Source organism: Pseudomonas sp. DCA-1 (assembly GCF_046523955.1).
Classification (GTDB): Bacteria; Pseudomonadota; Gammaproteobacteria; order Pseudomonadales; family Pseudomonadaceae; genus Aquipseudomonas; species Aquipseudomonas putida_Y.
Genome location: NZ_CP169881.1, coordinates 5,280,126 through 5,302,919, shown reverse-complemented (window position 1 = coordinate 5,302,919; position 22,794 = coordinate 5,280,126). Strand labels below are relative to the sequence as shown.

At 60.8% G+C, this 22,794-nt stretch carries 23 protein-coding genes; 14 read left to right on the top strand and 9 right to left on the bottom strand.

Annotation, left to right across the window (positions count from 1 at the left end; all coding sequences use genetic code 11):
• Positions 1-111: 111 nt before the first annotated feature.
• Positions 112-558: an azurin gene (gene azu, locus ACE4QZ_RS25005; RefSeq protein ID WP_028697883.1), complete on the top strand. Its 447-nt coding sequence runs from the start codon at positions 112-114 to the stop codon at positions 556-558.
• Between the two features lie 103 nt (positions 559-661).
• Here the strand turns inward: azu and nadE are convergent, their stop codons facing one another.
• Both nadE and pncB read right to left on the bottom strand, forming a co-directional pair.
• Positions 662-1,489, bottom strand: a complete 828-nt coding sequence (gene nadE, locus ACE4QZ_RS25000) for an ammonia-dependent NAD(+) synthetase (protein WP_021784448.1) — start codon at positions 1,487-1,489, stop codon at positions 662-664.
• 3 nt (positions 1,490-1,492) lie between these two features.
• On the bottom strand, positions 1,493-2,698 hold the full coding sequence (pncB, locus tag ACE4QZ_RS24995) for a nicotinate phosphoribosyltransferase (protein WP_021784447.1): 1,206 nt from the start codon (positions 2,696-2,698) through the stop codon (positions 1,493-1,495).
• 500 nt (positions 2,699-3,198) lie between these two features.
• Between pncB and ACE4QZ_RS24990 the strand changes: the two genes are divergently transcribed.
• The 6 genes from ACE4QZ_RS24990 (at position 3,199) to ACE4QZ_RS24965 (ending at position 9,649) form a co-directional block, all read left to right on the top strand.
• Positions 3,199-4,335, top strand: coding sequence for a branched-chain amino acid ABC transporter substrate-binding protein (locus ACE4QZ_RS24990; RefSeq protein WP_021784446.1), 1,137 nt, complete (start codon positions 3,199-3,201; stop codon positions 4,333-4,335).
• Positions 4,336-4,489: 154 nt separating this feature from the next.
• Positions 4,490-5,404 carry an ABC transporter permease subunit gene (locus ACE4QZ_RS24985; RefSeq protein WP_014592581.1) on the top strand — a complete coding sequence of 305 codons (915 nt, stop codon included), beginning with the start codon at positions 4,490-4,492 and terminating at the stop codon, positions 5,402-5,404.
• A 2-nt stretch (positions 5,405-5,406) separates the two neighbouring features.
• The gene (livM, locus tag ACE4QZ_RS24980) at positions 5,407-6,708 is read left to right on the top strand and encodes a high-affinity branched-chain amino acid ABC transporter permease LivM (protein ID WP_021784445.1); all 1,302 of its coding nucleotides are present in this window, start codon (positions 5,407-5,409) and stop codon (positions 6,706-6,708) included.
• On the top strand, positions 6,705-7,580 hold the full coding sequence (locus ACE4QZ_RS24975) for an ATP-binding cassette domain-containing protein (RefSeq protein ID WP_021784444.1): 876 nt from the start codon (positions 6,705-6,707) through the stop codon (positions 7,578-7,580). The genes livM and ACE4QZ_RS24975 overlap by 4 nt, the downstream gene beginning before the upstream one ends.
• Entirely contained in the window at positions 7,577-8,293 is a 717-nt protein-coding gene (locus ACE4QZ_RS24970) for an ABC transporter ATP-binding protein (protein ID WP_021784443.1), read from the top strand. The genes ACE4QZ_RS24975 and ACE4QZ_RS24970 overlap by 4 nt, the downstream gene beginning before the upstream one ends.
• A 591-nt stretch (positions 8,294-8,884) precedes the next feature.
• Positions 8,885-9,649: an SDR family oxidoreductase gene (locus ACE4QZ_RS24965; protein ID WP_279935491.1), complete on the top strand. Its 765-nt coding sequence runs from the start codon at positions 8,885-8,887 to the stop codon at positions 9,647-9,649.
• Between the two features lie 49 nt (positions 9,650-9,698).
• Here ACE4QZ_RS24965 and ACE4QZ_RS24960 read toward each other — a convergent pair whose 3' ends face one another.
• The 4 genes from ACE4QZ_RS24960 to ACE4QZ_RS24945 all read right to left on the bottom strand — a co-directional run bounded on the left by ACE4QZ_RS24960 (position 9,699) and on the right by ACE4QZ_RS24945 (position 12,505).
• The gene (locus ACE4QZ_RS24960) at positions 9,699-9,947 is read right to left on the bottom strand and encodes a hypothetical protein (protein ID WP_021784441.1); all 249 of its coding nucleotides are present in this window, start codon (positions 9,945-9,947) and stop codon (positions 9,699-9,701) included.
• 105 nt (positions 9,948-10,052) lie between these two features.
• The gene (locus tag ACE4QZ_RS24955; protein ID WP_028697880.1) at positions 10,053-11,153 is read right to left on the bottom strand and encodes an AGE family epimerase/isomerase; all 1,101 of its coding nucleotides are present in this window, start codon (positions 11,151-11,153) and stop codon (positions 10,053-10,055) included.
• Between the two features lie 51 nt (positions 11,154-11,204).
• Positions 11,205-11,840: a TetR family transcriptional regulator gene (locus ACE4QZ_RS24950; protein ID WP_021784439.1), complete on the bottom strand. Its 636-nt coding sequence runs from the start codon at positions 11,838-11,840 to the stop codon at positions 11,205-11,207.
• 122 nt (positions 11,841-11,962) lie between these two features.
• On the bottom strand, positions 11,963-12,505 hold the full coding sequence (locus ACE4QZ_RS24945; RefSeq protein WP_103463101.1) for a phage infection protein: 543 nt from the start codon (positions 12,503-12,505) through the stop codon (positions 11,963-11,965).
• A gap of 340 nt (positions 12,506-12,845) precedes the next feature.
• On the opposite strand from ACE4QZ_RS24945, the gene ACE4QZ_RS24940 reads away from it, so the two are divergent.
• Complete coding sequence (locus tag ACE4QZ_RS24940) at positions 12,846-14,912, top strand: AsmA family protein (protein ID WP_021784437.1); 2,067 nt, start codon at positions 12,846-12,848, stop codon at positions 14,910-14,912.
• A 37-nt stretch (positions 14,913-14,949) separates the two neighbouring features.
• On the opposite strand, the gene ACE4QZ_RS24935 is transcribed toward ACE4QZ_RS24940, so the two are convergent.
• Entirely contained in the window at positions 14,950-15,480 is a 531-nt protein-coding gene (locus ACE4QZ_RS24935) for a bacterioferritin (RefSeq protein ID WP_020192925.1), read from the bottom strand.
• A 42-nt stretch (positions 15,481-15,522) separates the two neighbouring features.
• Positions 15,523-15,864, bottom strand: a complete 342-nt coding sequence (osmE, locus tag ACE4QZ_RS24930) for an osmotically-inducible lipoprotein OsmE (protein WP_021784436.1) — start codon at positions 15,862-15,864, stop codon at positions 15,523-15,525.
• 124 nt (positions 15,865-15,988) lie between these two features.
• Between osmE and ACE4QZ_RS24925 the strand changes: the two genes are divergently transcribed.
• The 4 genes from ACE4QZ_RS24925 (at position 15,989) to ACE4QZ_RS24910 (ending at position 20,019) form a co-directional block, all read left to right on the top strand.
• Positions 15,989-16,879 (top strand): esterase/lipase family protein, encoded by an 891-nt coding sequence (locus ACE4QZ_RS24925; RefSeq protein ID WP_021784435.1) that lies wholly within the window; start codon positions 15,989-15,991, stop codon positions 16,877-16,879.
• A 452-nt stretch (positions 16,880-17,331) separates the two neighbouring features.
• Complete coding sequence (locus tag ACE4QZ_RS24920) at positions 17,332-18,327, top strand: IS110 family transposase (RefSeq protein ID WP_410480109.1); 996 nt, start codon at positions 17,332-17,334, stop codon at positions 18,325-18,327.
• Between the two features lie 327 nt (positions 18,328-18,654).
• Positions 18,655-18,942, top strand: coding sequence for a PsiF family protein (locus tag ACE4QZ_RS24915; RefSeq protein WP_014592571.1), 288 nt, complete (start codon positions 18,655-18,657; stop codon positions 18,940-18,942).
• A gap of 69 nt (positions 18,943-19,011) precedes the next feature.
• A complete protein-coding gene (locus ACE4QZ_RS24910; protein ID WP_021784434.1) occupies positions 19,012-20,019 on the top strand; it encodes an AI-2E family transporter in 1,008 nt (335 codons plus the stop codon).
• Positions 20,020-20,071: 52 nt separating this feature from the next.
• Here ACE4QZ_RS24910 and ACE4QZ_RS24905 read toward each other — a convergent pair whose 3' ends face one another.
• Complete coding sequence (locus ACE4QZ_RS24905; protein ID WP_021784433.1) at positions 20,072-21,343, bottom strand: Hsp70 family protein; 1,272 nt, start codon at positions 21,341-21,343, stop codon at positions 20,072-20,074.
• A gap of 164 nt (positions 21,344-21,507) precedes the next feature.
• On the opposite strand from ACE4QZ_RS24905, the gene cbpA reads away from it, so the two are divergent.
• Together cbpA and ACE4QZ_RS24895 are read left to right on the top strand one after the other, a co-directional pair.
• Complete coding sequence (gene cbpA, locus ACE4QZ_RS24900; RefSeq protein ID WP_019437188.1) at positions 21,508-22,467, top strand: curved DNA-binding protein; 960 nt, start codon at positions 21,508-21,510, stop codon at positions 22,465-22,467.
• A 2-nt stretch (positions 22,468-22,469) separates the two neighbouring features.
• Positions 22,470-22,775, top strand: coding sequence for a chaperone modulator CbpM (locus tag ACE4QZ_RS24895; protein ID WP_021784432.1), 306 nt, complete (start codon positions 22,470-22,472; stop codon positions 22,773-22,775).
• Positions 22,776-22,794 lie beyond the last annotated feature (19 nt).

Genomic DNA, 22,794 nt, shown 5'->3' with positions numbered 1-22,794 from the left:
TGAACAATTCTACTGGCTGACCCCTTGACACCCCCTTGACCCATATCAGCAAGGGGCTGAACGGTTTCAGGCAGTCTCGCAATTGATAAAACCCTGCCAAGGAGATTCATGATGTTTGCGAAAGCTGTAGCGGTATCCCTGCTGACCCTCGCCAGCGCCTCTGTCTTCGCAGCCGAATGCTCGGTCACTGTCGACTCCACCGATCAGATGTCCTTCAATACCAAGGAAATCGTCATCGACAAGAGCTGCAAGCAATTCACCGTGAACCTGGAACATTCGGGCAACCTGCCGAAAAATGTCATGGGGCACAACGTAGTAATCAGCAAGGCCGCAGACATGCAGGCAATCGCTACTGACGGTTTGAGCGCCGGTATCGAAAAGGCTTACTTGAAAGAGGGCGATGAGCGTGTCATTGCTCACACCAAGATCATTGGCGCGGGCGAAAAAGACTCGGTGACCTTTGACGTGGCCAAGCTGGTTGCTGGCACGGACTACGGCTTCTTCTGCTCTTTCCCAGGCCACATCTCCATGATGAAGGGCACGGTCGTCGTCAAGTGAAGGCGGCTGTGTAGGCCTCTAGGGCCTATTCGCGGGCACGTCCCACAAGTTGATCACTGTTTTCAAGGACAGGGATTAACCTGCGGGTGCGCCCGCGAAGCTTTTATGGGGCGAACGGCAGTTCGCGCTTGTGCTGGGTCTTGCGGTATGTGGCGACGATGATGTCGAACGCTGCCTGGTCAACCGGCTGCCCGTGCAGGAAGGCATCGATCTGCTGGTAGGTCACACCATGTGATGCTTCGTCCGGCTTGCCCGGCTCCAGGTCTTCCAGGTCGGCCGTTGGCACCTTCTCCACCAGTGACTCCGGCGCACCGAAGCTGCGCGCAATCGCCCGCACCTGATTCTTCACCAGCCCACTCAGCGGCGCCAGGTCGCAGGCACCATCACCAAACTTGGTAAAGAAGCCCATCACTGCCTCGGCGGCATGGTCGGTTCCGATCACCAGACCTGCGCGGGCGCCCGCGATGGTGTACTGGGCGACCATCCGGGTGCGCGCCTTGACGTTGCCAACCACGAAGTCCACCAGCGTCGGCGAGCCGTTCTTCAACTCCACCACTTCGGCCGCTAATGCACGCACTGCCGGGGCGATATCCACAGTGTGAACTTCATCAGCCTTGATCACGTCAAGGCATGCCTGGGCGTCATGCTCGTCATGCTGTACCTGGTACGGCAGGCGCACGGCAATGAAGGTGTATGCCTTGTCGCCGGTCTCGGCGCGCAGCTCGTTGATGGCGCGTTGGGCGAGCAGGGCGGCAGTCAGTGAGTCGACGCCACCGCTGATGCCCAGCACCAAGGTCTTGAGTCGCGCGTTGGCCAGGCAGTTCTTGATGAACGCCACGCGCCGGGCGACTTCGGCCTCGAGCGCTGCCGCGTCGACGAACGGCGGCTGTACCTTCAGCGCCTGGGCAATCTCTTGCTGAACCGCTTGCATGGGTTACTCCTTGCTGGGGACTTTGAATACGTGACGCATGTAGGCGACGAAGTTCTCGTCGCGGCACTGGGTCTTGGCGGCTTCGTCAGAGATCTTGGCCACCGGTGCGCCGTTGCAGTCGGTCATTTTAAGCACGATGCTCATTGGCGCCACACCTGGGATGTCGCAGGTCAGGTTGGTGCCGATGCCAAAGCTGACGTTGATGCGGCCGCGCAGGGCGCGGAAAATTTCCAGCGAGCGGGTCAGGTTGAGGCCGTCTGAAAACACCAGGGTCTTGGTCATCGGGTCGATACCCAGCTTCTGGTAATGGGCAATGGCCTTTTCCGCCCAGGCTACCGGCTCGCCTGAATCATGGCGCAGGCCGTCGAACAGCTTGGCAAAGTACAGGTCGAAATCGCCGAGGAAGGCATCCATGGTGATGCAGTCGGTCAGGGCGATGCCGAGCAGACCACGGTACTCGCGTACCCAGCAGTCCAGCGCGGCAATCTGGCTGTCGATAAGCCGTGGGCCGAGCTGCTGGTGGGCCATGATCCACTCGTGGGCCATGGTGCCCAGCGGCTTGATATCCAGTTTCCATGCCAGGTCGACGTTGCTGGTACCGACAAAGCGGCCGGGGAAGTCGTCGCGCAGCACCCGTACCACTTCCGCCTGCACGCGGCTGGAAAAACGCCGGCGGGTGCCGAAATCGGCCACCTGCAGTTCGGCCAGCTCGTCGTCGCTGGCATGCGCGCGCAGCCAGTCGAACTTGCGGTACAACTGGTCCCGCGCCTCGGCCAGGCGCATGTGCGGGTGCAGATTGCGATTGCGTACTTCGCTGATGATGGCCAGCAGCGGCACTTCGAACAGGATCACATGCAGCCATGGACCTTTCAGGCGCAGGAACAGCTGGTCGTTTTCAATGCCGACGTGCACGTAACGCAGGTTGAAGCGGAACAGTCGCAAAAAACGTAAAAAGTCGGGTTTGAGGAAGCTGATGCGTTCGAGGAAGGCCAGCTGGCCATCGTCCAGGGTGAGGTCGCCAAGCCGTTCGAGCTGATTGCGAATTTCGCCGAGGTAGGGGCGCAGGTCCTCACCGTTGCGGCAGCGGAATTCCCATTCGACGTCGGCGTCCGGGTAGTTGTGCAGCACTCCCTGCATCATGGTGAGTTTGTAGAAGTCGGTGTCGAGCAGGTTGTGCACGATGCGCTCGGCGAATGCGCTTTCGCTCATCAAGGGGGCTCCGGAAGCGGCGATTGGGGGACATTGTGCCAGCCTTTTACCCCTTGTGTGGCTGTTCCGGCCTCTTCGCGGGCAAGCCCGCTCCTACATGGTGCTGGAACGAGGAGCGGGCTTGCCCGCGAAGAGGCCGGAACGGCCAAAACAGAGGTGTTTTTCCGTGCACCGGCTAGCCTTGAAACGGTGCCGCCTGTAGCACTCGCGCACCAGTGGTGTGCACTTCGGTGACGTTGGCTGTTACAGGGCGGTTGCACGTAAACACTTGCAAGGGTTGCAATGATGGCACTCGATGGTTGCTCCTTGTCTGTACGTGTGGTGGCGCCTGCCGCGTGGCAGACGGTTGCACGCTCAATAAAGAAAAGGCCGCCCGTCGCCTGCAGGCACCCTTCACAGTGTGTTTTCCCGGAACACAAAACCTATGGCACGGCCCTTGCTCGGAGTACCGGGCTGAGAAGTTGTAGTGCCAACCAAAAAAACTCTAGGAGCACCACCTCATGTCGCAGACGTTTTACAAGAAAGGTTTCCTGGCTCTGGCCGTAGCTACGGCACTGGGTGTTTCTTCGTATGTCCAGGCCGACGTCAAGATCGGCGTAGCGGGCCCCATGACCGGGGCAAACGCAGCGTTTGGCGAGCAGTACATGAAAGGTGCGCAGGCAGCGGCCGACAAGATCAACGCCGCCGGTGGCGTGAATGGCGAGAAAATCGTCCTGGTCAAAGGCGATGACGCCTGTGAACCGAAGCAAGCCGTGTCCGTGGCCAACCGCCTGGTCGATCAGGACAAGGTGATCGGCGTGGTGGGCCACTTCTGTTCCTCCAACACGATCCCGGCGTCCGAGGTATATGACGAGGCGGGCGTGATTGCCATCACCCCAGGCTCCACCAACCCAGCGGTCACTGAGCGCGGCCTGAGCGCCATGTTCCGCATGTGCGGCCGTGACGACCAGCAGGGTATCGTCGCAGGCGACTACATCGTCGACGTGCTCAAGGGCAAGAAGGTCGCGGTGTTGCACGACAAGGACACCTACGGCCAGGGCCTGGCTGACGCGACCAAGGCGCAGCTGGAGAAACGTGGCGTGAAGCCTGTGCTGTACGAAGGCCTGACCCGTGGCGAGAAAGACTTCAGCGCTGTAGTCACCAAGATCCGCTCTACCGGTGCCGACGTGGTCTACTTCGGCGGCCTGCACCCGGAAGCCGGCCCGCTGGTTCGCCAGCTGCGCGAGCAGGGCCTGAAAGACGTCAAGTTCATGTCCGATGATGGCATTGTCACCGACGAACTGGTGTCCACCGCCGGTGGCGCGCAGTACGTGGATGGCGTTTACATGACCTTCGGTGCCGACCCGCGCCTGCTGCCAGACAGCAAGGCGGTGGTGGAGGAGTTCCGCAAGGCCGGCACCGAACCTGAGGGCTACACCCTGTACGCCTACGCTTCGCTGCAAGCTCTGGCTGCCGCGTTCAATGGCGCGAAGTCGAACAAGGGCGAAGACGCTGCCAAGTGGCTCAAGGCCAACCCGGTGCAGACCGTCATGGGCGAGAAGAAGTGGGACAGCAAGGGCGACCTGACCGTCTCCGACTACGTGGTCTACCAGTGGGACAAGAACGGTAAATACCACCAGCTGGAAAAACAAAAATAACAATGGCCCTCGGCCCGGGCTGTTGCTCGGGCCCAAGCCCCGCGGTACCTGTCTTTATTCGTAGATCTGCACAGTTCTGCGCGGCAAGGGCCCCGCACAGGTGGCCCGCGCCGTGGTCGGCGCTCGTGCAATCTCAATCAGGTGAGATTGCGTTATGGATGGTATTTTCCTGCAGCAACTGGTCAACGGCCTGACCCTCGGGTCGGTCTATGGCCTGATCGCCATCGGCTACACAATGGTCTATGGCATTATCGGCATGATCAACTTCGCGCACGGCGAGGTGTACATGATCTCCGCTTACCTCGCGGCGATCAGCCTGGCATTGCTGGCTTACTTCGGTGTCGAATCGTTCCCCCTGCTGATGCTGGGCACCCTGTTGTTCACCATCGTCGTCACCGGCGTGTATGGCTTCACCATCGAACGCATCGCTTACAAACCGCTGCGTAACTCCACCCGCCTGGCACCGCTGATCAGCGCCATCGGCATTTCGCTGATCCTGCAAAACTACGCGCAGATCAGCCAGGGCGCCCGCCAGCAAGGCGTGCCAACCCTGCTGGAAGGCGCCATGCGTGTCGAAGTCGGCACCGGCTTCGTGCAACTGACATATACCAAGATCTTCATCCTGGTGGCGGCCTTCGTCGGCATGGGCCTGCTGACCTACGTGATCAAGTACACCAAACTCGGCCGCATGTGCCGTGCCACCCAGCAAGACCGCAAGATGGCCTCGATCCTGGGCATCAACACCGACCGGGTGATCTCCTACGTGTTCGTCATCGGTGCAGTGATGGCCGCCCTGGCTGGCGTGCTTATCACCATGAACTACGGCACCTTCGACTTCTACGCCGGCTTCATCATCGGTATCAAGGCGTTCACTGCCGCAGTGCTCGGTGGTATCGGCTCGCTGCCGGGTGCCATGCTCGGCGGGATCATCCTGGGTATTTCCGAGTCGCTGTTCTCAGGCCTGATCAACTCCGACTACAAGGATGTGTTCAGCTTCTCACTGCTGGTGATGATCCTTATCTTCCGCCCACAAGGTCTGCTGGGTCGCCCGCTCGTGGCTAAGGTGTGAACATGTCCGTTGCCAAAACTGCCTCTGTTAGTGAAACCAAGGGTTTCGACCTTAAACGCAGCCTGCTGGAGACCATTGTCGCAGGCCTGCTTGCACTCATCGTGTTCGGCCCGGTCGTTGGCGTGGTACTCGACGGCTACACCTTCAATGCCGAGCCGCGCCGCGTAGCCTGGCTGGTCGGCGGTGTGATGGTTGGGCGCTTCCTGCTCAGCCTGTTCCTGCAGACTGCCCCCGGGCAACGCATGCTCCTGGGCTTCGACAGCGGCGGCTCGGGCGTGCATGTGACCGCCCCGGACTACAAGTCGCGCCTGCGCTACATCATTCCTGCGCTGATCGTTATTGCCATCGTTTTCCCGATTTTCGCCAACAAGTACCTGCTGACCGTGGTCATCCTCGGCCTGATCTACGTACTGCTGGGCCTTGGCCTGAACATCGTGGTCGGCCTGGCCGGCCTGCTCGACCTGGGGTACGTGGCGTTCTATGCCATCGGTGCCTACGGCCTGGCGCTCGGTTATCAATACCTGGGGCTGGGTTTCTGGAGCGTGCTGCCGTTGGCGGCCATTGCTGCGGCGCTGGCGGGTTGCATCCTCGGCTTCCCGGTGTTGCGCATGCACGGTGACTACCTGGCGATCGTGACGCTGGGCTTTGGCGAGATCATCCGTCTAGTGCTGAACAACTGGCTATCGTTCACCGGTGGCCCCAATGGCATGCCGGCGCCTTCACCCACCTTTTTCGGCCTGGAGTTCGGCCGTCGGGCCAAGGATGGCGGGGTGCCGATCCACGAGTTCTTCGGCTTCGAGTACAACGCCAGCCTCAAGTTCGTGTTCATCTACGCGGTGCTTTTCATGGTCGTGCTGGCTGTGCTGTACATCAAGCATCGCCTGACCCGCATGCCGGTCGGCCGGGCCTGGGAAGCGCTGCGTGAAGACGAGATCGCCTGTCGTTCGATGGGCCTGAACCACGTGTTGGTCAAGCTGTCGGCCTTTACCCTGGGTGCCTCGACTGCCGGTTTGGCGGGGGTGTTCTTCGCCACCTACCAGGGCTTCGTCAACCCATCGTCATTCACATTCTTCGAGTCGGCGCTGATCCTCGCCATTGTCGTGCTGGGCGGCATGGGCTCGACCGTGGGCGTGGTCATCGCCGCGTTCGTGCTGACCGTGGCGCCGGAACTGCTGCGTAGCTTCTCCGAGTATCGGGTGCTGTTGTTCGGCGTGCTGATGGTGCTGATGATGATCTGGCGACCGCGTGGGCTGATCCGCATCAGCCGTGCCGGTGTGACCCCGCGTAAAGGAGTGGCGCCATGAGCGACGATATCATTCTCTCGGTCGACAACCTGATGATGCAGTTCGGTGGCATCAAGGCGCTCAGCGACGTCAGCCTGAAGGTCCGGCGCAACCAGATCTTTGCCCTGATCGGCCCCAACGGCGCCGGCAAGACCACGGTGTTCAACTGCCTGACCGGCTTTTACAAGGCCAGTGGCGGACGCATCGAGCTGAACGTGCGCGGCAGCCACACCAACGTCATCCAACTGCTCGGCGAACGCTTCCAGGCCGCCGACTTCGTGTCGCCTGCGCGCTTTGCCAGCCGTATCTACTACAAGATGTTCGGCGGTACCCACCTGGTCAATCGCGCCGGCCTGGCGCGCACCTTCCAGAACATTCGCCTGTTCAAGGAAATGTCGGTGGTGGAGAACCTGCTGGTGGCCCAGCACATGTGGGTCAACCGCAACTTGCTGGCCGGGGTGCTCAACACCAAGGCCTACCGCAAGGCCGAAAGCGATGCACTGGACCACGCCTTCTACTGGCTGGAAGTGGTCGATCTGGTCGATTGCGCCAACCGCCTGGCCGGCGAGCTGTCGTACGGCCAGCAGCGGCGTCTGGAAATTGCCCGGGCCATGTGCACGCGGCCGAAGATCATCTGCCTGGACGAACCGGCGGCGGGCCTGAACCCGCAGGAAACCGAAGCACTCAGCCGCATGATCCGTGTGCTGCGTGACGAGCACGACATCACGGTGGTGCTGATCGAGCACGACATGGGCATGGTCATGAGCATCTCCGACCATATCGTGGTGCTGGACCACGGCAACGTGATTGCCGAAGGTGCACCGCAGGACATCCGCCACAACCCGACGGTGATTGCCGCCTACCTGGGTGCAGACGAAGAGGAACTGGTATGAGTGCACCCATTCTCGAGCTGAAGGACCTGGACGTGTTCTATGGGCCGATCCAGGCGCTGAAGAAGGTCTCGATGCACATCAACGAGGGCGAGACGGTAAGCCTGATCGGTGCCAACGGTGCTGGCAAGTCGACCCTGCTGATGTCGATTTTCGGCCAGCCGCGGGCGGCATCCGGGCATATCGTGTATCGCGGCACCGACATCACCCGCAAATCCTCGCACTACATCGCCTCCAACGGCATTGCCCAGTCGCCGGAAGGGCGTCGGGTGTTTCCCGACATGTCCGTCGAGGAAAACCTGATGATGGGAACCATCCCCATCGGCGACAAGCATGCCGACGAAGACATGCAGCGCATGTACGAACTGTTCCCGCGGTTGAAGGAGCGGCGTAACCAGCGGGCCATGACCATGTCCGGTGGCGAGCAGCAAATGCTGGCGATTGCCCGGGCGCTGATGAGCCGGCCGAAGTTGCTGTTGCTGGACGAGCCCTCGCTGGGGCTGGCGCCGATCGTGGTCAAGCAGATCTTCTCGACCCTGCGAGAGTTGGCCAAGACCGGGATGACCATCTTCCTGGTGGAGCAGAACGCCAATCATGCGCTGAAACTGTCGGACCGGGCCTATGTGATGGTCAACGGGCAGATTCGCATGACCGGGACCGGGCAGGAACTGTTGGTCAATGAGGAAGTGCGTAACGCTTATCTGGGTGGGCACTGAGTTGTATGCAGGGGCTGCAATGCAGCCCCCTTTCCAATGTGGAAAACTTGTCGTTCCCTTCTCCCGACACACGCCAATATTCCCCCGCAAGCCATTGTTTCCACAGGCCATATCTTTTCCACGGATAATGTGGAGCCGCCTGTGGAAAACATGGTGGCATATCGCTCTAGGCCTTTATAATCAAGCCCTGTAGGCATATGATCATTTTTTGTTCATATCCCCTTTGTGGATGATTTTCTCTGATTTTCACAACCCCTGCGTGCACTTCAAACGCAGCGAAAATCCTGTGGATAAGTCTGTGAGAAAACGTTGGACAGACCGTTGCAGGCGGCATGTTTGAAAGCCTTGCGCCATCACCTAAAAGATATCCACCGACCGCAACCCGCTGAAAGGGTTCCGTGCAGTGGACAAGTTGCCCCCAATCCGTGGGGAAAGCCCTGTGGATAACATGCGCATACCTGGCGGCGAGCCCTCTGTCGCAAGGGTTTGACGAATATGAACAAAAAATGAACAGCCCCTGAGCGGCTTGCTGCCAGCGCTGTCCGCGGGCATGCTGCAAAGCTGGCATGAACCTACCGCGAGGAACAGAGCATGACGTCCACCGTATTCATCACTGGCGCGACTTCCGGTTTCGGCGAGGCCACTGCCCGCCGCTTCGCCGAAGCCGGCTGGAAGCTGGTACTCACTGGGCGCCGCAAAGAGCGCCTGGATGCCTTGTGCGCTGAACTGTCGGCCAAGACCGAAGTGCATGGCCTGGTGCTGGACGTGCGTGACCGCAAGGCCATGGAGCAGGCTATTGCCAATCTGCCGACCGGTTTTGAAAAGATTCGCGGTCTGGTCAACAACGCCGGCCTGGCGCTGGGTGTGGATGCTGCGCAGAACTGCAGCCTGGACGACTGGGAAACCATGGTCGACACCAACATCAAGGGCCTGATGTACACCACTCGCCTGCTGCTGCCACGGCTTATCGCCCATGGCCGTGGCGCGTCGATCCTGAACGTCGGGTCCGTGGCGGGCAACTATCCGTACCCGGGCAGCAACGTGTATGGCGGCACCAAGGCCTTCGTCGGCCAGTTCTCGCTGAGCCTGCGTTGCGACCTGCGCGGTACTGGCGTGCGTGTGAGTAACATCGAGCCTGGCCTGTGCGAGAGCGAGTTCTCGCTGGTGCGCTTCGGTGGTGACCAGGCCAAGTACGATGCTACCTACGCGGGTGCGGAGCCGATCCAGCCACAGGATATTGCCGAGACCATCTTCTGGATCCTCAACCAGCCGGCGCACATCAACATCAACAGCCTGGAACTGATGCCGGTGAGCCAGGATTGGGCAGGGTTTTCGATCGACCGATCAAAAGGCTAGGCACAAGCCGCGAACCGGAAAGACCCGGTTCGCGAAACAACCGCATCGCTCAGTTGATAAAGCTAAAGCCGGTTCTGTCTTCAGGGATGATGCCTAACGCTTGAAGGACATCGTTGATGGCGTCATGGCGGCCCATGTCCTCAGCCGTTGCTTCGCAGTTGATGACACGGCGCAGGCTTAGCAGGTAGCTGAGTTTGCCATGAGAGTGCTCGTCATAGCGGTGGCCGTGATCGATAATCTTCTGTGCCGCTCGGTTGATCTGCTCTTCGACAAATGCCTTGAAGGCTTCTGCTTCCATTTTGGTAACTCCTGAACGTTCGAGAAAGGAGCACCAACATAGGCGTGGGGAGATGCTTCCGGCAGAGGGAAGCGCTCACCCCTGACAGGTTCGTTGTATGGACAGTCAGGTGTTCGCCTGATTCAGCCCTTCCAGGCAGGTAGCCAAGTGATAAGGCGTGGTCGATGGCATGTCATCCCTGCTCACCGCGCCGTCACCACCTCGGCACTCATACCAGCCCGCGTCACGCAGGAACCGCGCTGAAAGCGCGCCTAACTGCCCAGCTAGCTTTGCTTCGCTACCTTCACGCAATGTAAGCGCCCGCAGGTACTCGGCCTGCGCCCAGATACGCTGGGAGGCATCAAGCACCCGGCCATCCGCCTTCAGCATGGCCAGTACCGCCGCATCCTTCACCCCGCATTGCTCGGCAAAGCCGAAAGCCCGGTCAATTGAGGCATGCAGCGGCGTCTCACGCAGCAGCGGGGAGGTATGCAACAGATAGAACCACTCGAACTGGTGCCCCGGCTCGAACCAGTTATCCACAGCCCCGCGTGGCTTTTCCAGCATCAGGCCATGGACCGGGTCAATGAAATGCGTCTCCAGCGCCTGACACAATTGCAGCAGTGACTGGCGGACATGTTCGTCGCCACGCACAGCCAGTACCTGCAGGAACGCTTCGGCCAGGTGCATCTGTGGGTTTTGCAGCGGGCCAGTGCCGAGGTCGGCCCAGTCTTCGCCCAGGCAGGCTTCGTACAGGCCATCGTCACGGGCAAACTGCTGGTCGATGATGTCCAGCGCGGCATTCAAACTGGACTCCACCAGGCTTTCGCGCACTTTGCCCCAGTAGTGCGCGCAGGCGAACACGATGAAGGCGTGGGTATACAGGTCCTTGCGCCGGTCCAGCGGCTTGCCGTGGGCGTCGATGCTGTAGAACCAGCCACCGTGCTCGGCGTCGTGGAAGTGCTTTTGCAGCGAGCGAAACAGGGCTGCGGCACGCTCGGCGGCTCCCGGCTGCCCGATACGGCTGCTGAACAGGTAAAGCTGGCGCGCACAGGCCATGGCGCGGTAGCGCTGCACCGGCAACGGATGGTGCTGGGCGTCCAGCGCTTCGTAGGGCAGGGCCATGTCGGCGTTCCAGCCCGGGCCTTGCCACAGCGGCACGATACGTTCGGCGAAGTGCTGGTTGAAGCGGGCCAGTTCGGGCAGGGTGGGGCGGGGGTCGGACATTTAGGCGCTCGTCGCTGTCGGGCAGGGCGCCATGGTAGCAGAAGTGGGGTTTCAGTAGCCTGGGTTGCCGAGTCCCTGCCAATGCCGTGCCCCGACAAAGATGAAGCGCAATTGCTGGGTGATCTTTTCCTGCGGCGTCAGGACCTGTGGATAACCCGCTTCCGGGTTGTCGATAAGCTCGGGCAGGGTGGCGAATACGGTCTTGACCACCAGGTCGGCCATCACCGCCAGCGCAGCGCTGTCCAGGTGTTGCCATCGCTTCATCCGCGCAAGGTCGGTGGCAAGGTCGTCGCTGATATCCTGGCGCAGGCGGGCAATGGCCTGGCGCACGGCCTGTGAACCGCCGTACTGCTCGCGGGCCAGGAACAGGAACTGCGCGTGGTGGGCGGCTACCACATCGAGAAAGATGCGCACCGAAGCGTCGGTGATGCCGCCCAGTTCGAACTCGTTCTGGCGCACCAGGCGGATGGTCTGGCGGAAGGTGGTGTCGATTTCGGCGACAAGGGCCAGGCCCAGGGCGTCCATGTCGGAGAAATGCCGGTAGAAGCCGGTCGGCACGATGCCGGCTGTTTTCGCCACCTCGCGCAGGCTGATACTGCCGAAACCACGGCCACTCTCCATGAGCAGGCAGGCGGCATCGAGCAGGGCCTGGCGGGTCTGTAGCTTCTGTTCGGCGCGCGGCAGCATGGTGCGGGCTTCTGTAACGGTCAGGCTGGGCACTCTAGATAAAAAAACAAAGCCCGGTCAATGGACCGGGCCTGGAGGGGAGCAAGCGTTTTGACATAAGTTGTTCTTTTCGGCCATGGCGATCAGCTCACACGGCTGAGTTCAACCAGGCGATCCGAGCCACCCTCAGCGACACGGCCAGCTTGTTCGATCAGGCGATCCGAGCCACCTTCAGCAACTCGGCCACTTTGTTCGATCAGGCGGTCCGAGCCACCTTCAGCGACACGGCCAGCTTGTTCGATCAGGCGATCCGAGCCACCTTCAGCAACTCGGCCACTTTGTTCGATCAGGCGATCCGAGCCACCTTCGGCGACACGGCCAGCTTGTTCGATCAGGCGATCCGAGCCACCTTCAGCAACACGGCCACTTTGTTCGATCAGGCGATCCGAGCCACCTTCAGCGACACGGCCAGCTTGTTCGATCAGGCGATCCGAGCCACCTTCGGCGACACGGCCAGTGCGTTCGATCAGGCGATCAGAACCACCTTCAGCTACGGCTTTCAGCGGCTGGGCAATTTCGGCAGCGCTGGAGCGCGCTTCGGACGTCAGGTGTTGCTCGGACGCTGGCAGGGCGAAAGCGTTGGCGGCCAGAAGGGACAGGGTCAGGGTCAGCAGATGGCGTTTCATGATTTCGGTGCTCCTCTCGGGGGCTGGAAAGTGGGTACGGAGCCAATGCTACGCCGCGTAACGCCAGAGAGAAGTTCATATGGGTAATGGTAACAATCGACCATATTGATAGAGGTTGGAAAGGCCTCTATTCCAAGCCTTGCAGGCGTAATGACAATCCCCTGACCCTGTTGATGGTAGGTAACATGTGCGCCGTGGCGCGACAGATTCCTGAGCAAAAGGCCAGGAAAAACTTCGCTATCATGGCGCCATCGATAAAACCTCGCGGGTTTTCATCAGTCGGAGTTATTGAGGCCATCGCTGCGCCTGTTTTCTGTCATGCCGCAAGGAGAATTACGCAATGACGCGTCCCGCCAGAATCCTCGTCTGGACCCTCGCCAGCCTGCTCACCGTGCTGGCGATCCTGGTGGTAGTGATTGCCACCTTCGACTGGAACCGCGTCAAGCCATTGCTCAACGAGAAGGTCTCCGAAGCCTTGCATCGGCCCTTCGCGATCAACGGCAACCTCGCCGTGCACTGGCGTACCGAACCCGAAGAGGGCGGTTGGCGTGCCTGGGTGCCTTGGCCGCACTTCATTGCCGAAGACCTGACGCTGGGCAACCCCGAGTGGCTCAAGGAGCCGAAGATGGTCGGCCTTGAGCGCGTGGAGTTTCGCCTGGCGCCGCTGCCGCTGGTGTTCCAGCAGATCAGCATACCCCGCATCAACCTCACCAAGCCCACTGCCAGCCTCACTCGCCTGGCCGATGGCCGTGCCAACTGGGTCTTCGACTTCGGCCCCAAGGATGAAAACGCTGAACCTTCCAAATGGCAGCTGGACATCGGCGCCATCGGCTTCGATCAGGGCAACGTCAGCTTCGACGACCAGACCCTGAAAACCAGCATGAAGCTGCAGATCGACCCGCTTGGCAAACCAATCCCGTTCAGTGAGATTGTCGGCAAGGCCAGTGCCGAGAAGGTCGGTGGTGCGCAGGACTATGCCTTCGGCCTCAAGGCCCAGGGCCGCTATAAAGGCCAGCCAGTGTCCGGCACCGGCAAGATCGGTGGCCTGCTGGCCCTGCAGGACGCCAGCCAGCCGTTCCCGCTGCAGGCCGACGTGCGCATCGCCGACACCCATGTGGTCCTCGCCGGCACCCTCACCGACCCGCGTAATCTTGGCGCCCTCGACCTGCGCCTGCGTTTGTCGGGTGCCAGCCTGGGTAACCTCTACCCCTTGACCGGGGTCACCTTGCCTGACACCCCGGCCTATTCCACCGACGGTCGCCTCAGCGCCAACCTGCATGCGGCGGCAGGGGCGACGTTCAATTACCAGGGCTTCAACGGCAAGATCGGCGACAGCGATATCCACGGGGACCTGGCCTTCGTTGCCAGTCAGCCACGGCCCAGACTGTCCGGTAACCTGGTATCGAACCAGTTGCTGTTCAAGGACCTGGCGCCGCTGATCGGCGCCGACTCCAATGCCGAACAGAAGGCCCGCGGCGGTGCCAGCAAGCAGCCTGCAGGTAAGGTGCTGCCAGTGGAGGCGTTTCGCACCGAGCGCTGGCGCACGATGGACGCTGACGTCACTTTTGCTGGCAAGCGCATCGTGCACAGCGCGCAGCTGCCGTTCAATGACCTGTCGGCCCATGTGGTTCTCGAAGACGGCTTGTTGCGTCTGGAGCCCCTGCGCTTTGGCGTGGCTGGCGGCAGTCTGGCCTCCAACATCCGCCTGGACGGGCGCAGCGTGCCCTTGCAGGGGCGTGCGAAGTTGACTGCGCGGGGCTTCAAGCTCAAGCAGCTGTTCCCCACCTTTGCGCCTATGCAGACCAGTTTTGGTGAGCTCAATGGTGACGCCGACATCAGCGGCCGTGGCAACTCGGTAGCCGCCTTGCTGGGTACAGCCAATGGCGACCTGCGCATGCTGATCAACGATGGCGCCATCAGCCGCAGCCTGATGGAAATTGCCGGGTTGAACGTGGGCAACTATGTGGTCGGCAAGCTGTTTGGTGATGAGGACGTGAAGATCAACTGTGCGGCTGCCGATGTTGGCATCAAGGATGGCCTGGCGACTACGCGACTGTTCATCTTCGATACCGAGAACGCGATCATCTACATCAACGGCACGGCAAATTTCGCTTCCGAGCAACTGGATTTGAACATCACCCCGGAATCGAAAGGGCTGCGGTTGTTCTCGCTACGGTCACCGTTGTATGTGCGCGGACCGTTTGTCAAACCGAGCGCCGGTGTGCAGGCACTGCCGCTGGCGTTGCGCGGCGCAGGGATGGTTGCGCTGGGTGTTGTTGCCGGGCCGGCGGCGGGGTTGCTGGCGCTGATTGCGCCCAGCAGCGGGGATGACCCGAACCAGTGCACACCGTTGTTGCAGCAGATGAAGGCAGGCAAGGCGCCGGCAACGGTAAAGGCGCAGAAATAGCAGGGGCCGCAAAGCGGCCCCAGAAGGGTGTCGGAAATCAAAGGCCTTGCAGCAGGTCGGACATATCGTCCGCGTGTTCTTCTTCCTGCGCCAGGATGTCTTCGAATATGCGACGGGTAGTCGGGTCCTTATCCCCGATGTACTGAATGATTTCCCGGTAGCTGTCTATGGCGATCCGCTCTGCCACCAGGTCTTCCAGCACCATCTCTTTCAGCGAATTGCCGGCCACGTACTGGGCATGCGAGTTCTTGGTCAGGTTGTCGGGGTTGAAGTCCGGCTCTCCGCCAAGTTGCACAATGCGCTCGGCCAACTTGTCGGCATGTTCGGCTTCCTGGTTGGCATGTTCCAGAAATTCCTCGGCAGCCACACTCGCTTTTATGCCGCTGGCCATGAAGTAGTGGCGTTTGTAGCGCAGCACACAGACCAGCTCGGTGGCCAGCGATTCATTAAGCAGGCGCAGGATCTGCTCACGGTCGGCGTGGTAACCCTCGGTCACTGCGCCTTGCTCCACATGCTGGCGTGCACGCTCGCGCAGGGTTTTCACATCGGTCAATTCAACATTGCTCATGGTTATCTCCAGCAGGGGTCAGGGTCAGGTTGGAGCGCAGGCTTACGCGCCATGCAGGGCGTCGCTGTCCTCTTGGCGTTGTTTGCAGGTCTTGAAGCCTTTGGCATCGACATGGCCGGTGGCATCGAAGCGCACGTAGTAGGGCTGCTGATTGCCATCGCGGTTGAGGATGTAGTTGTTGCAGGTGCCCCCGTGCGGCAGGTCGATCACGTTCGACGGGCTGCCGCCAATGGCGATGACCTTCTGCATGGTCATACCGTTCTCCACCTGCTTGACCAGCGGCTCGTCGCGGTAGGTGACGTAATCCACCGGGTTTTCCGGGCGGCTGCCGCAGGCGGTCAGGGTGGCGCTTGCCAGAAGGATTGCCAGGGTCTGCTTGTACATTTTCCCGCTCCTTGCAAAGGGTCTGTGTGGTTTTGAACCACAACGCGCGCCGGGAGTTCGATTGCGATGGTCATGATGGCCGCTGTAGTGTTGGCCTGTCGTCCACGCAAAAGGGGCTGCGTCAATGCAGCAGGATTTGGCCACGCGATACCCGCTGGTGCTGGTGCCGGGCATGCTCGGGTTTGTCCGGATGGTGCTCTACCCCTACTGGTTCGGTATTGTGCCGGCCCTGCGCAAGGGCGGGGCGCAGGTGTTTCCGGTGCAGGTTTCGCCGCTGCATTCCAGCGAGGTACGTGGCGAGCAGTTGCTGGCGATCATTGACGACATCTGCCAACGTACTGGCGTCGACAAGGTCAACCTCATCGGCCACAGCCAGGGCGCCCTGAGCGCGCGTTACGCAGCGGCCAAACGGCCGGGGCGGGTGGCATCGGTCACGTCGGTGGCGGGGCCCAACCATGGTTCTGAGCTGGCCGACCACCTGGAACGCACTGCACCCGGCAATTCACCCCAGGGGCGCATCCTCAAGGCTGTGCTGCATGGGTTTGCCGTGCTGCTGGTGTGGCTGGAAACCGGCTGGCGTCGTGAGCCGCTGCCGGTAGATGTGCACGCCTCGCACCAGTCGCTGACCAGCGCCGGGGTGGCACTGTTCAACCAGGCTTATCCACAGGGCCTGCCGCAAACCTGGGGTGGGGAAGGGGCTTATGAGGTCAATGGCGTACGCTATTACTCCTGGTCCGGCACCCTGCAACCGGGCCTGACAGACCAGGGGCGCAACCGCTTCGACGGCAGCAGCCGCTTCTGCCGCCTCTTCGCACGCAGCTTTATCAAGGAAAAGGGCCATTGCGACGGCATGGTCGGGCGTTTCAGTTCGCACCTGGGGCAAGTGATCGGCGACGATTACCCGCTCGATCACCTGGACATCGTCAACCAGTCACTCGGTGCCGTGGGCAAAGGCGCCGAGCCGGTGCGGCTGTTCACCGAACATGCCGCCCGGCTCAAGGCGGCGGGGCTTTAGCTCAAGCGCCTTGGCGCTAGCCGACATCTTGGTGAGCACGGTGCTTCCGGCCCAGGAGAGGATGGCGGTGAGGGGAATAGGTAATTCATTTAGCAGGTCTCGAAAAGCAGTTTTTGGAGGCGTTCGCCGTTACAGCAGATGCGCCTGTAAGGTCGAGCGCCGCCCGCGCGGCGCATCGCGAGCTGCGCTCGCTCCTTGTATGTTGTCCTTAGCCTGGCGGGAGAGGTTATTCTCGCCAGGCTGAAGAAGCACTTCCGGGGAGGCCGATCGCTCCTAAAGGCAGGGATTGCCCCTGACCTTGTACGTAGAGAGGCCCCCCGCCTCATTGCCCACTGCGAAGAGTATCGAGAAGCCGACAAGTCGGACTTCGCATTACAAGGTTGCAGCAGCATGAAGTTCGAGGTCGGGGAACCGGAGGCCATTGTTACCTAATTCGCTGGGGAGAGGGAAGAATGAGTGTCTGTGTTGGCCTCGATATCGGCTCACGCACTTCGATCGTCGGGGTACGTAAAGATGGGCGTCCGGCCGGACAGTGGGATATCGCTCAAACCCCTGCAGGCCGTAAGGCTGCGGTGAAAAAGCTGCTGGCACTCAAGCCCAAGTCGATCGTGATGGAGGCGACCGGAATCTATTACCTAGACTTGGCTCTTGAGCTACATGCGGCTGACCTCCCTGTTTCAGTGATCAACCCCAAGAGCTTTCACAATTTCGCCAAACTGATGCTGGCGAATAGCAAGACCGATGCAATAGATGCTCAGTTGCTGTCCGAGTACGGCGAGCGTATGACACCGCGCTTGTGGACGCCTCCAAGCCCTGTGCAGCTTGAGCTGAGGGCTCTGGGCCGGCACATCAACCGTTTGGTGGGACACCGTACCAGGGCGAAGAACGAACTCCATGCGCTGCAGGCGACCTCTACGACCGTGTCGATGCTGATCGAAGATCAAGAAGAAGCCATTGCTTCACTGGATAATCGAATTGAACGCTTTCGTAAGGCTGGCCGCGAGATGGTCGCCCAGTGTCCGACGCTTACTCGGCAGTACAAGCAGCTGCTCGCAGGCCCAGGAATAGGAGAAGTCTCAGCACTTGCTGCATTGGCTGAGCTGACCACCCTTCCTCAAATGCTCAAGTCCTCGCAGGTAGCTCGTCACGCGGGGCTGGATGTTCGGCAGACACAGTCGGGGACGAGCATTGACAAGCCCGGTCGGCTCGGCAAAAGCGGGAATGCTTATCTGCGGGCAGCCATGTACATGCCTGCCTTGACCGCAGTGCGCTGCGACCCTTATGCGAAGGCTTTTTACGAATCCCTGGTCAGTAGGGGCAAGAAAAAAATGCAGGCTATCGCTGCTGTCATGCGCAAGTATCTGACAGGCATCTGGGCATGCATGCGTGGGGATGTGCCATTTGATACGGTGAAGCTTTTCAGCTCTGAACACCTCGGAAAAGCTTGACCGCCAACAGAGTATCTACGTTTGTTTCGGGCCAGTTATGCCTGTGACAGGCGCGCGCGACCGCCTTGTTTGTACGACGCGATATCGCGGCATGCGCAAAGGCGGGCGCGCGCAACTCCCCCCAGGAATAATTGGCCCGAAACAAACGTAGGAGCGAGCGCAGCTCGCGATGCGCCGCGCGGGCGGCGCTCGCTCTATGCACCACCTCAGAACTCACGTCAGGCATCTCTTGCCCGCACCTCGCCAGGCGCGGGGGGGCGTTGAACATTCTTGGCTACACTCAGCTCGACCCCCGTGCATCGGGCGCGGAGCCAAGGAGACCACTCCATGAAAGTGCTGCAAATCCCATTACTGGCGCTGGCGGTGTTGTTCAGTGCCCAAGGTTTCGCTGCCAATACCGCGCAGCAGGAGAAAATGAAAACCTGCAACGCCGACGCCACCGCCAAGGCCCTCAAGGGCGATGAACGCAAAGCGTTCATGAGCACCTGCCTGAAAAAGGATGTGCCACAAACCCAGCAAGAGAAAATGAAGACCTGCAATGCTGACGCTACCACCAAAGCCCTGAAGGGGGACGAGCGCAAGGCCTTCATGAGCGATTGCCTGAAGAAGAAATGACCTGCGCCTATGCCTGCGCCGCCAAGGCTGGCAGACTGCGGCATTCCCGCTGTCTGCCGTCGAGGCTGTATGACCTTTACTCCCCGTCAGATCACCCTGGCCAGCCTGATCATCGTCATGGCCGGGTTGCTGCTGACTTTGCCCCTGAAGTTGCTGCCCAGCCTGCTGGCCGGTTTACTGGTGTTCGAACTGGTCAACATGCTGACCCCGCGCCTGCAGCCGCTGCTTGCTGGTCAACGCGCGCGTTGGCTGGCCGTGGCGCTGCTCGGCACTTTGGTGGTCAGCACCCTGACACTGCTGATTGCCGGTGCCTTCAGCTTCCTGCTGCACGAGGCGGAAAACCCCGGTGCCTCGCTGGACAAGTTCATGTCCTTGGTCGAGCGAGCCCGCAGCCAGTTGCCCCCCTTCATCGAAGGCTACCTGCCTGCCAGTGCCGCAGAGTTCAAGGTGGCCATCGGCGACTGGATCAAGAGCCACCTGAGCGATTTGCAGCTGGTGGGCAAGGGCATGGCGCACATGTTCGTGACGATGCTGATTGGCATGATCCTCGGCGCTATCATCGCTTTGCAGCGCATTCCCGATATTTCCCGGCGCAAGCCCCTGGCGGCGGCGCTGTTCGAGCGTCTTAGCCTGCTGGTGAAGGCGTTTCGCAACATCGTGTTCGCGCAGATCAAGATCTCGATGCTCAACACGATCTTCACCGGCATTTTCTTGGCCGTGGTGATGCCACTGTTCGACGTGCACCTGCCGTTGACCAAGACGCTGATCGTGCTGACCTTCCTGCTGGGCCTGCTGCCGGTGATCGGCAACCTGATGTCCAATACCTTGATCACCATCGTCGGCCTGTCGCTGTCGATCTGGGTGGCGGCGGCTGCGCTGGGTTACCTGGTCGTTATCCACAAGGTCGAGTACTTCCTCAACGCGCGGATCGTGGGTGGGCAGATCAGTGCCAAGGCATGGGAATTGCTGCTGGCGATGCTGGTATTCGAGGCGGCGTTCGGGCTACCCGGTGTCGTGGCGGGGCCCATCTACTATGCCTATCTGAAGAGTGAGCTGAAGCGGGCGGAGCTGGTTTGATCATGTATTGGCCTGTACCGGCGTGTTCGCTGGTACAGGCTAAACAAACAAATCAGGCAGCGCCGTAACGCTTGCGCGCCTCGATAGCCAGCCCGCTACCAATGCTGCCAAAGATGTTGCCTTCTACATGCCGCGCATTCGGCAGCATCGCCGAAACACTGTTGCGCAGCGCTGGAATGCCGCTGGAGCCACCCGTGAAGAACACCGTATCGACCTGGCCTTCGCTTACCCCGGCCTTGGCCAGCAGTTCGGTGACGCTGCCGCGCACGCGCTCCAGCAGGCCTTCGATCGCCTCTTCGAACAGTGCGCGGGTCAGTTCCGCAGTCAGTTCGGGCTCGACGCGGCGCAGGTCGATGTGGCGGCTGTCGCGCTCGGTCAGTTCGATCTTGCTGGCTTCCACTTCCATCGCCAGCCAGTGCCCGGCGCGTTGCTCGATCAATTTGAACAGGCGATCGATGCCGAAGCTGTCCTCGATGTCATAGCGCATGCTGCCCAGCGCCAACTGCGATTTCTGCGAGTACAAGGCGTTGATGGTGTGCCAGGTGGCCAGGTTGAGGTGGTAGCTGGTCGGCATCAGCGCACCGCTCTTCATGCGGCTGCCGTAGCCAAACAACGGCATCACGCCCTGAAGGCTCAGTTGCTTGTCGAAGTCGGTACCGCCAATGTGCACACCGCCGGTGGCGAGGATGTCACTTTGGCGCTCGGCGACCAGGTGGCGCTCGGGCGACAGGCGGATCAGGGTGAAGTCCGAGGTACCACCGCCGATGTCGACGATCAGCACCAGCTCTTCGCGGCTGATGCTCGACTCATAGTCGAAGGCCGCGGCAATCGGCTCGTACTGGAACGACACGTCCTTGAAGCCGATTTTGCGCGCCACCTCGGCCAAGGTGTCCTCGGCCTCCTGGTCAGCAGCCGGGTCTTCGTCGACGAAGAACACCGGGCGGCCCAGCACTACCTGGTCGAATTCACGGCCAGCGGCTGCTTCAGCGCGCTTCTTGAGCTCGCCGATGAACATGCCCAGCAGGTCCTTGAACGGCAAGGCGCTGCCCAGCACGCTGGTGTCGTGCTTGATCAGCTTCGAGCCCAGCAGGCTTTTCAGCGAGCGCATCAGGCGGCCTTCGTAGCCTTCCAGGTACTCGTGCAGCGCCAGGCGGCCATACACCGGGCGCCGCTCTTCGATATTGAAGAACACCACCGAGGGCAAGGTGATCTTGCCGTCTTCCAGGGCAATCAGCGACTCGACGCCAGGCCGGTGCCAGCCGACCGTGGAGTTGGAGGTGCCGAAGTCGATGCCCAGGGCGCGGGCCGGGGATACGTCAGACATGGGAAATGGGCTTCCGGAGGCAAAACGGCCGCGCAGTGTATGCCAGTTGGCTACAGAATCAAGACCAGTCGTCTGCCTTGAGACAAACCCAAGTCGGTCTTGAAAGGCTATGCTTGACCCCTATCTTCAGTTGCAACATGCACATTCACATTGGTGATCCATAAATGGACTTCAAAGACTATTACAAGATACTCGGCGTAGAGCCCACTGCGGACGACAAGGCGATCAAGGCCGCTTACCGCAAACTGGCGCGCAAGTATCACCCCGATGTCAGCAAGGAGCGCGACGCCGAAGAAAAATTCAAGGAGGCCAACGAGGCCTATGAGGTGCTGGGCGACGCGCAGAAACGTGCCGAGTTCGACGAAATTCGCAAGTACGGCGGCCAGCATGGCCGGCCGTTCCAGGCACCACCGGGTTGGGAAAACCGTGGCGGTGGCGGCGGCTTCGAAGGCGGCGACTTCTCCGACTTCTTCAGCTCGATCTTCGGTGGGCGCAGTGCTGGTGGCAATCCCTTCGGTGGCGCCCGGCAGCAGCAACGCAGTGCCGGCAGGCGGGGGCAGGACGTGGAGCTTGAACTGGCAGTATTCCTTGAAGAGACCCTGAGCAAGGAGTCCAAGCAGATCAGCTTCCAGGTGCCGCAAACCAATGCCATGGGCCAGCGCACCGGCTTCACCACCAAGACCTTGAACGTGAGGATTCCGGCCGGGGTGACCGACGGCGAGCGCATCCGCCTCAAGGGCCAGGGCGCGCCGGGCAGCGGTGGCGGGGCCAACGGTGACCTGTTCCTGACCATCCGCATGGCACCCCACCCGCTGTTCGATGTCGAAGGTCATGACCTGATCATCACTGTGCCGTTGGCACCGTGGGAGGCGGCCCTGGGCGCCAAGGTGGCGGTTCCGACCCTGGATGGCAAGATCAACCTGACCATCCGCCCTGACAGCCAGAGCGGCCAGCGCCTACGTGTACCGGGCAAGGGCCTGGCGAACAAGCAGGGAGAGCGCGGCAACCTTTATGCGCAGCTCAAAGTGGTGATGCCACCCGCGTCGGACGAATCTGCCCGCGAACTCTGGACCAAGCTTTCCGAGAAAGCTGCGTTCAACCCGAGGACACAATGGAGTAAGTGATCATGAGCAGCACCCTGATCGTTCAACTGGACATGCGTACCCTGTGTCAGGAAGCCGATGTCACGGCTGAATGCGTGATCGAAATTGTCGAGCACGGCATTGTCGAACCTTCCGGGCGAACGCCGGAGGACTGGCTGTTTGACGATCAGGCGCCGCTGGTGGCCAAACGAGCGGTGAAGCTGCACCAGGAGCTGGAACTGGAGTGGGAAGGGGTGGCGCTGGCGCTGGAACTGTTGCAGGAAGTGCAGCAGTTGCGCAGTGAGAACAGCATGCTGAAGCAGCGGCTGGGCCGGTTTATCCAGATGTAGGCTCCCTTGCCGACATCTG

What these genes read in the sequence shown, in the direction of transcription:
- osmE (WP_021784436.1), bottom strand. Translation starts at nt 15,864, where the DNA reads ATGTACAAGCAGACCCTGGCAATCCTTCTGGCAAGCGCCACCCTGACC.
- ACE4QZ_RS24960 (WP_021784441.1), bottom strand. Translation starts at nt 9,947, where the DNA reads ATGGAAGCAGAAGCCTTCAAGGCATTTGTCGAAGAGCAGATCAACCGA.
- ACE4QZ_RS24965 (WP_279935491.1), top strand. Translation starts at nt 8,885, where the DNA reads ATGACGTCCACCGTATTCATCACTGGCGCGACTTCCGGTTTCGGCGAG.
- pncB (WP_021784447.1), bottom strand. Translation starts at nt 2,698, where the DNA reads ATGAGCGAAAGCGCATTCGCCGAGCGCATCGTGCACAACCTGCTCGAC.
- ACE4QZ_RS24945 (WP_103463101.1), bottom strand. Translation starts at nt 12,505, where the DNA reads ATGAAACGCCATCTGCTGACCCTGACCCTGTCCCTTCTGGCCGCCAAC.
- ACE4QZ_RS24905 (WP_021784433.1), bottom strand. Translation starts at nt 21,343, where the DNA reads ATGTCTGACGTATCCCCGGCCCGCGCCCTGGGCATCGACTTCGGCACC.
- azu (WP_028697883.1), top strand. Translation starts at nt 112, where the DNA reads ATGTTTGCGAAAGCTGTAGCGGTATCCCTGCTGACCCTCGCCAGCGCC.
- livM (WP_021784445.1), top strand. Translation starts at nt 5,407, where the DNA reads ATGTCCGTTGCCAAAACTGCCTCTGTTAGTGAAACCAAGGGTTTCGAC.
- nadE (WP_021784448.1), bottom strand. Translation starts at nt 1,489, where the DNA reads ATGCAAGCGGTTCAGCAAGAGATTGCCCAGGCGCTGAAGGTACAGCCG.
- ACE4QZ_RS24915 (WP_014592571.1), top strand. Translation starts at nt 18,655, where the DNA reads ATGAAAGTGCTGCAAATCCCATTACTGGCGCTGGCGGTGTTGTTCAGT.
- ACE4QZ_RS24970 (WP_021784443.1), top strand. Translation starts at nt 7,577, where the DNA reads ATGAGTGCACCCATTCTCGAGCTGAAGGACCTGGACGTGTTCTATGGG.
- ACE4QZ_RS24895 (WP_021784432.1), top strand. Translation starts at nt 22,470, where the DNA reads ATGAGCAGCACCCTGATCGTTCAACTGGACATGCGTACCCTGTGTCAG.
- ACE4QZ_RS24985 (WP_014592581.1), top strand. Translation starts at nt 4,490, where the DNA reads ATGGATGGTATTTTCCTGCAGCAACTGGTCAACGGCCTGACCCTCGGG.
- ACE4QZ_RS24925 (WP_021784435.1), top strand. Translation starts at nt 15,989, where the DNA reads ATGCAGCAGGATTTGGCCACGCGATACCCGCTGGTGCTGGTGCCGGGC.
- ACE4QZ_RS24940 (WP_021784437.1), top strand. Translation starts at nt 12,846, where the DNA reads ATGACGCGTCCCGCCAGAATCCTCGTCTGGACCCTCGCCAGCCTGCTC.
- ACE4QZ_RS24950 (WP_021784439.1), bottom strand. Translation starts at nt 11,840, where the DNA reads ATGCTGCCGCGCGCCGAACAGAAGCTACAGACCCGCCAGGCCCTGCTC.
- ACE4QZ_RS24920 (WP_410480109.1), top strand. Translation starts at nt 17,332, where the DNA reads ATGAGTGTCTGTGTTGGCCTCGATATCGGCTCACGCACTTCGATCGTC.
- cbpA (WP_019437188.1), top strand. Translation starts at nt 21,508, where the DNA reads ATGGACTTCAAAGACTATTACAAGATACTCGGCGTAGAGCCCACTGCG.
- ACE4QZ_RS24910 (WP_021784434.1), top strand. Translation starts at nt 19,012, where the DNA reads ATGACCTTTACTCCCCGTCAGATCACCCTGGCCAGCCTGATCATCGTC.
- ACE4QZ_RS24935 (WP_020192925.1), bottom strand. Translation starts at nt 15,480, where the DNA reads ATGAGCAATGTTGAATTGACCGATGTGAAAACCCTGCGCGAGCGTGCA.
- ACE4QZ_RS24975 (WP_021784444.1), top strand. Translation starts at nt 6,705, where the DNA reads ATGAGCGACGATATCATTCTCTCGGTCGACAACCTGATGATGCAGTTC.
- ACE4QZ_RS24990 (WP_021784446.1), top strand. Translation starts at nt 3,199, where the DNA reads ATGTCGCAGACGTTTTACAAGAAAGGTTTCCTGGCTCTGGCCGTAGCT.
- ACE4QZ_RS24955 (WP_028697880.1), bottom strand. Translation starts at nt 11,153, where the DNA reads ATGTCCGACCCCCGCCCCACCCTGCCCGAACTGGCCCGCTTCAACCAG.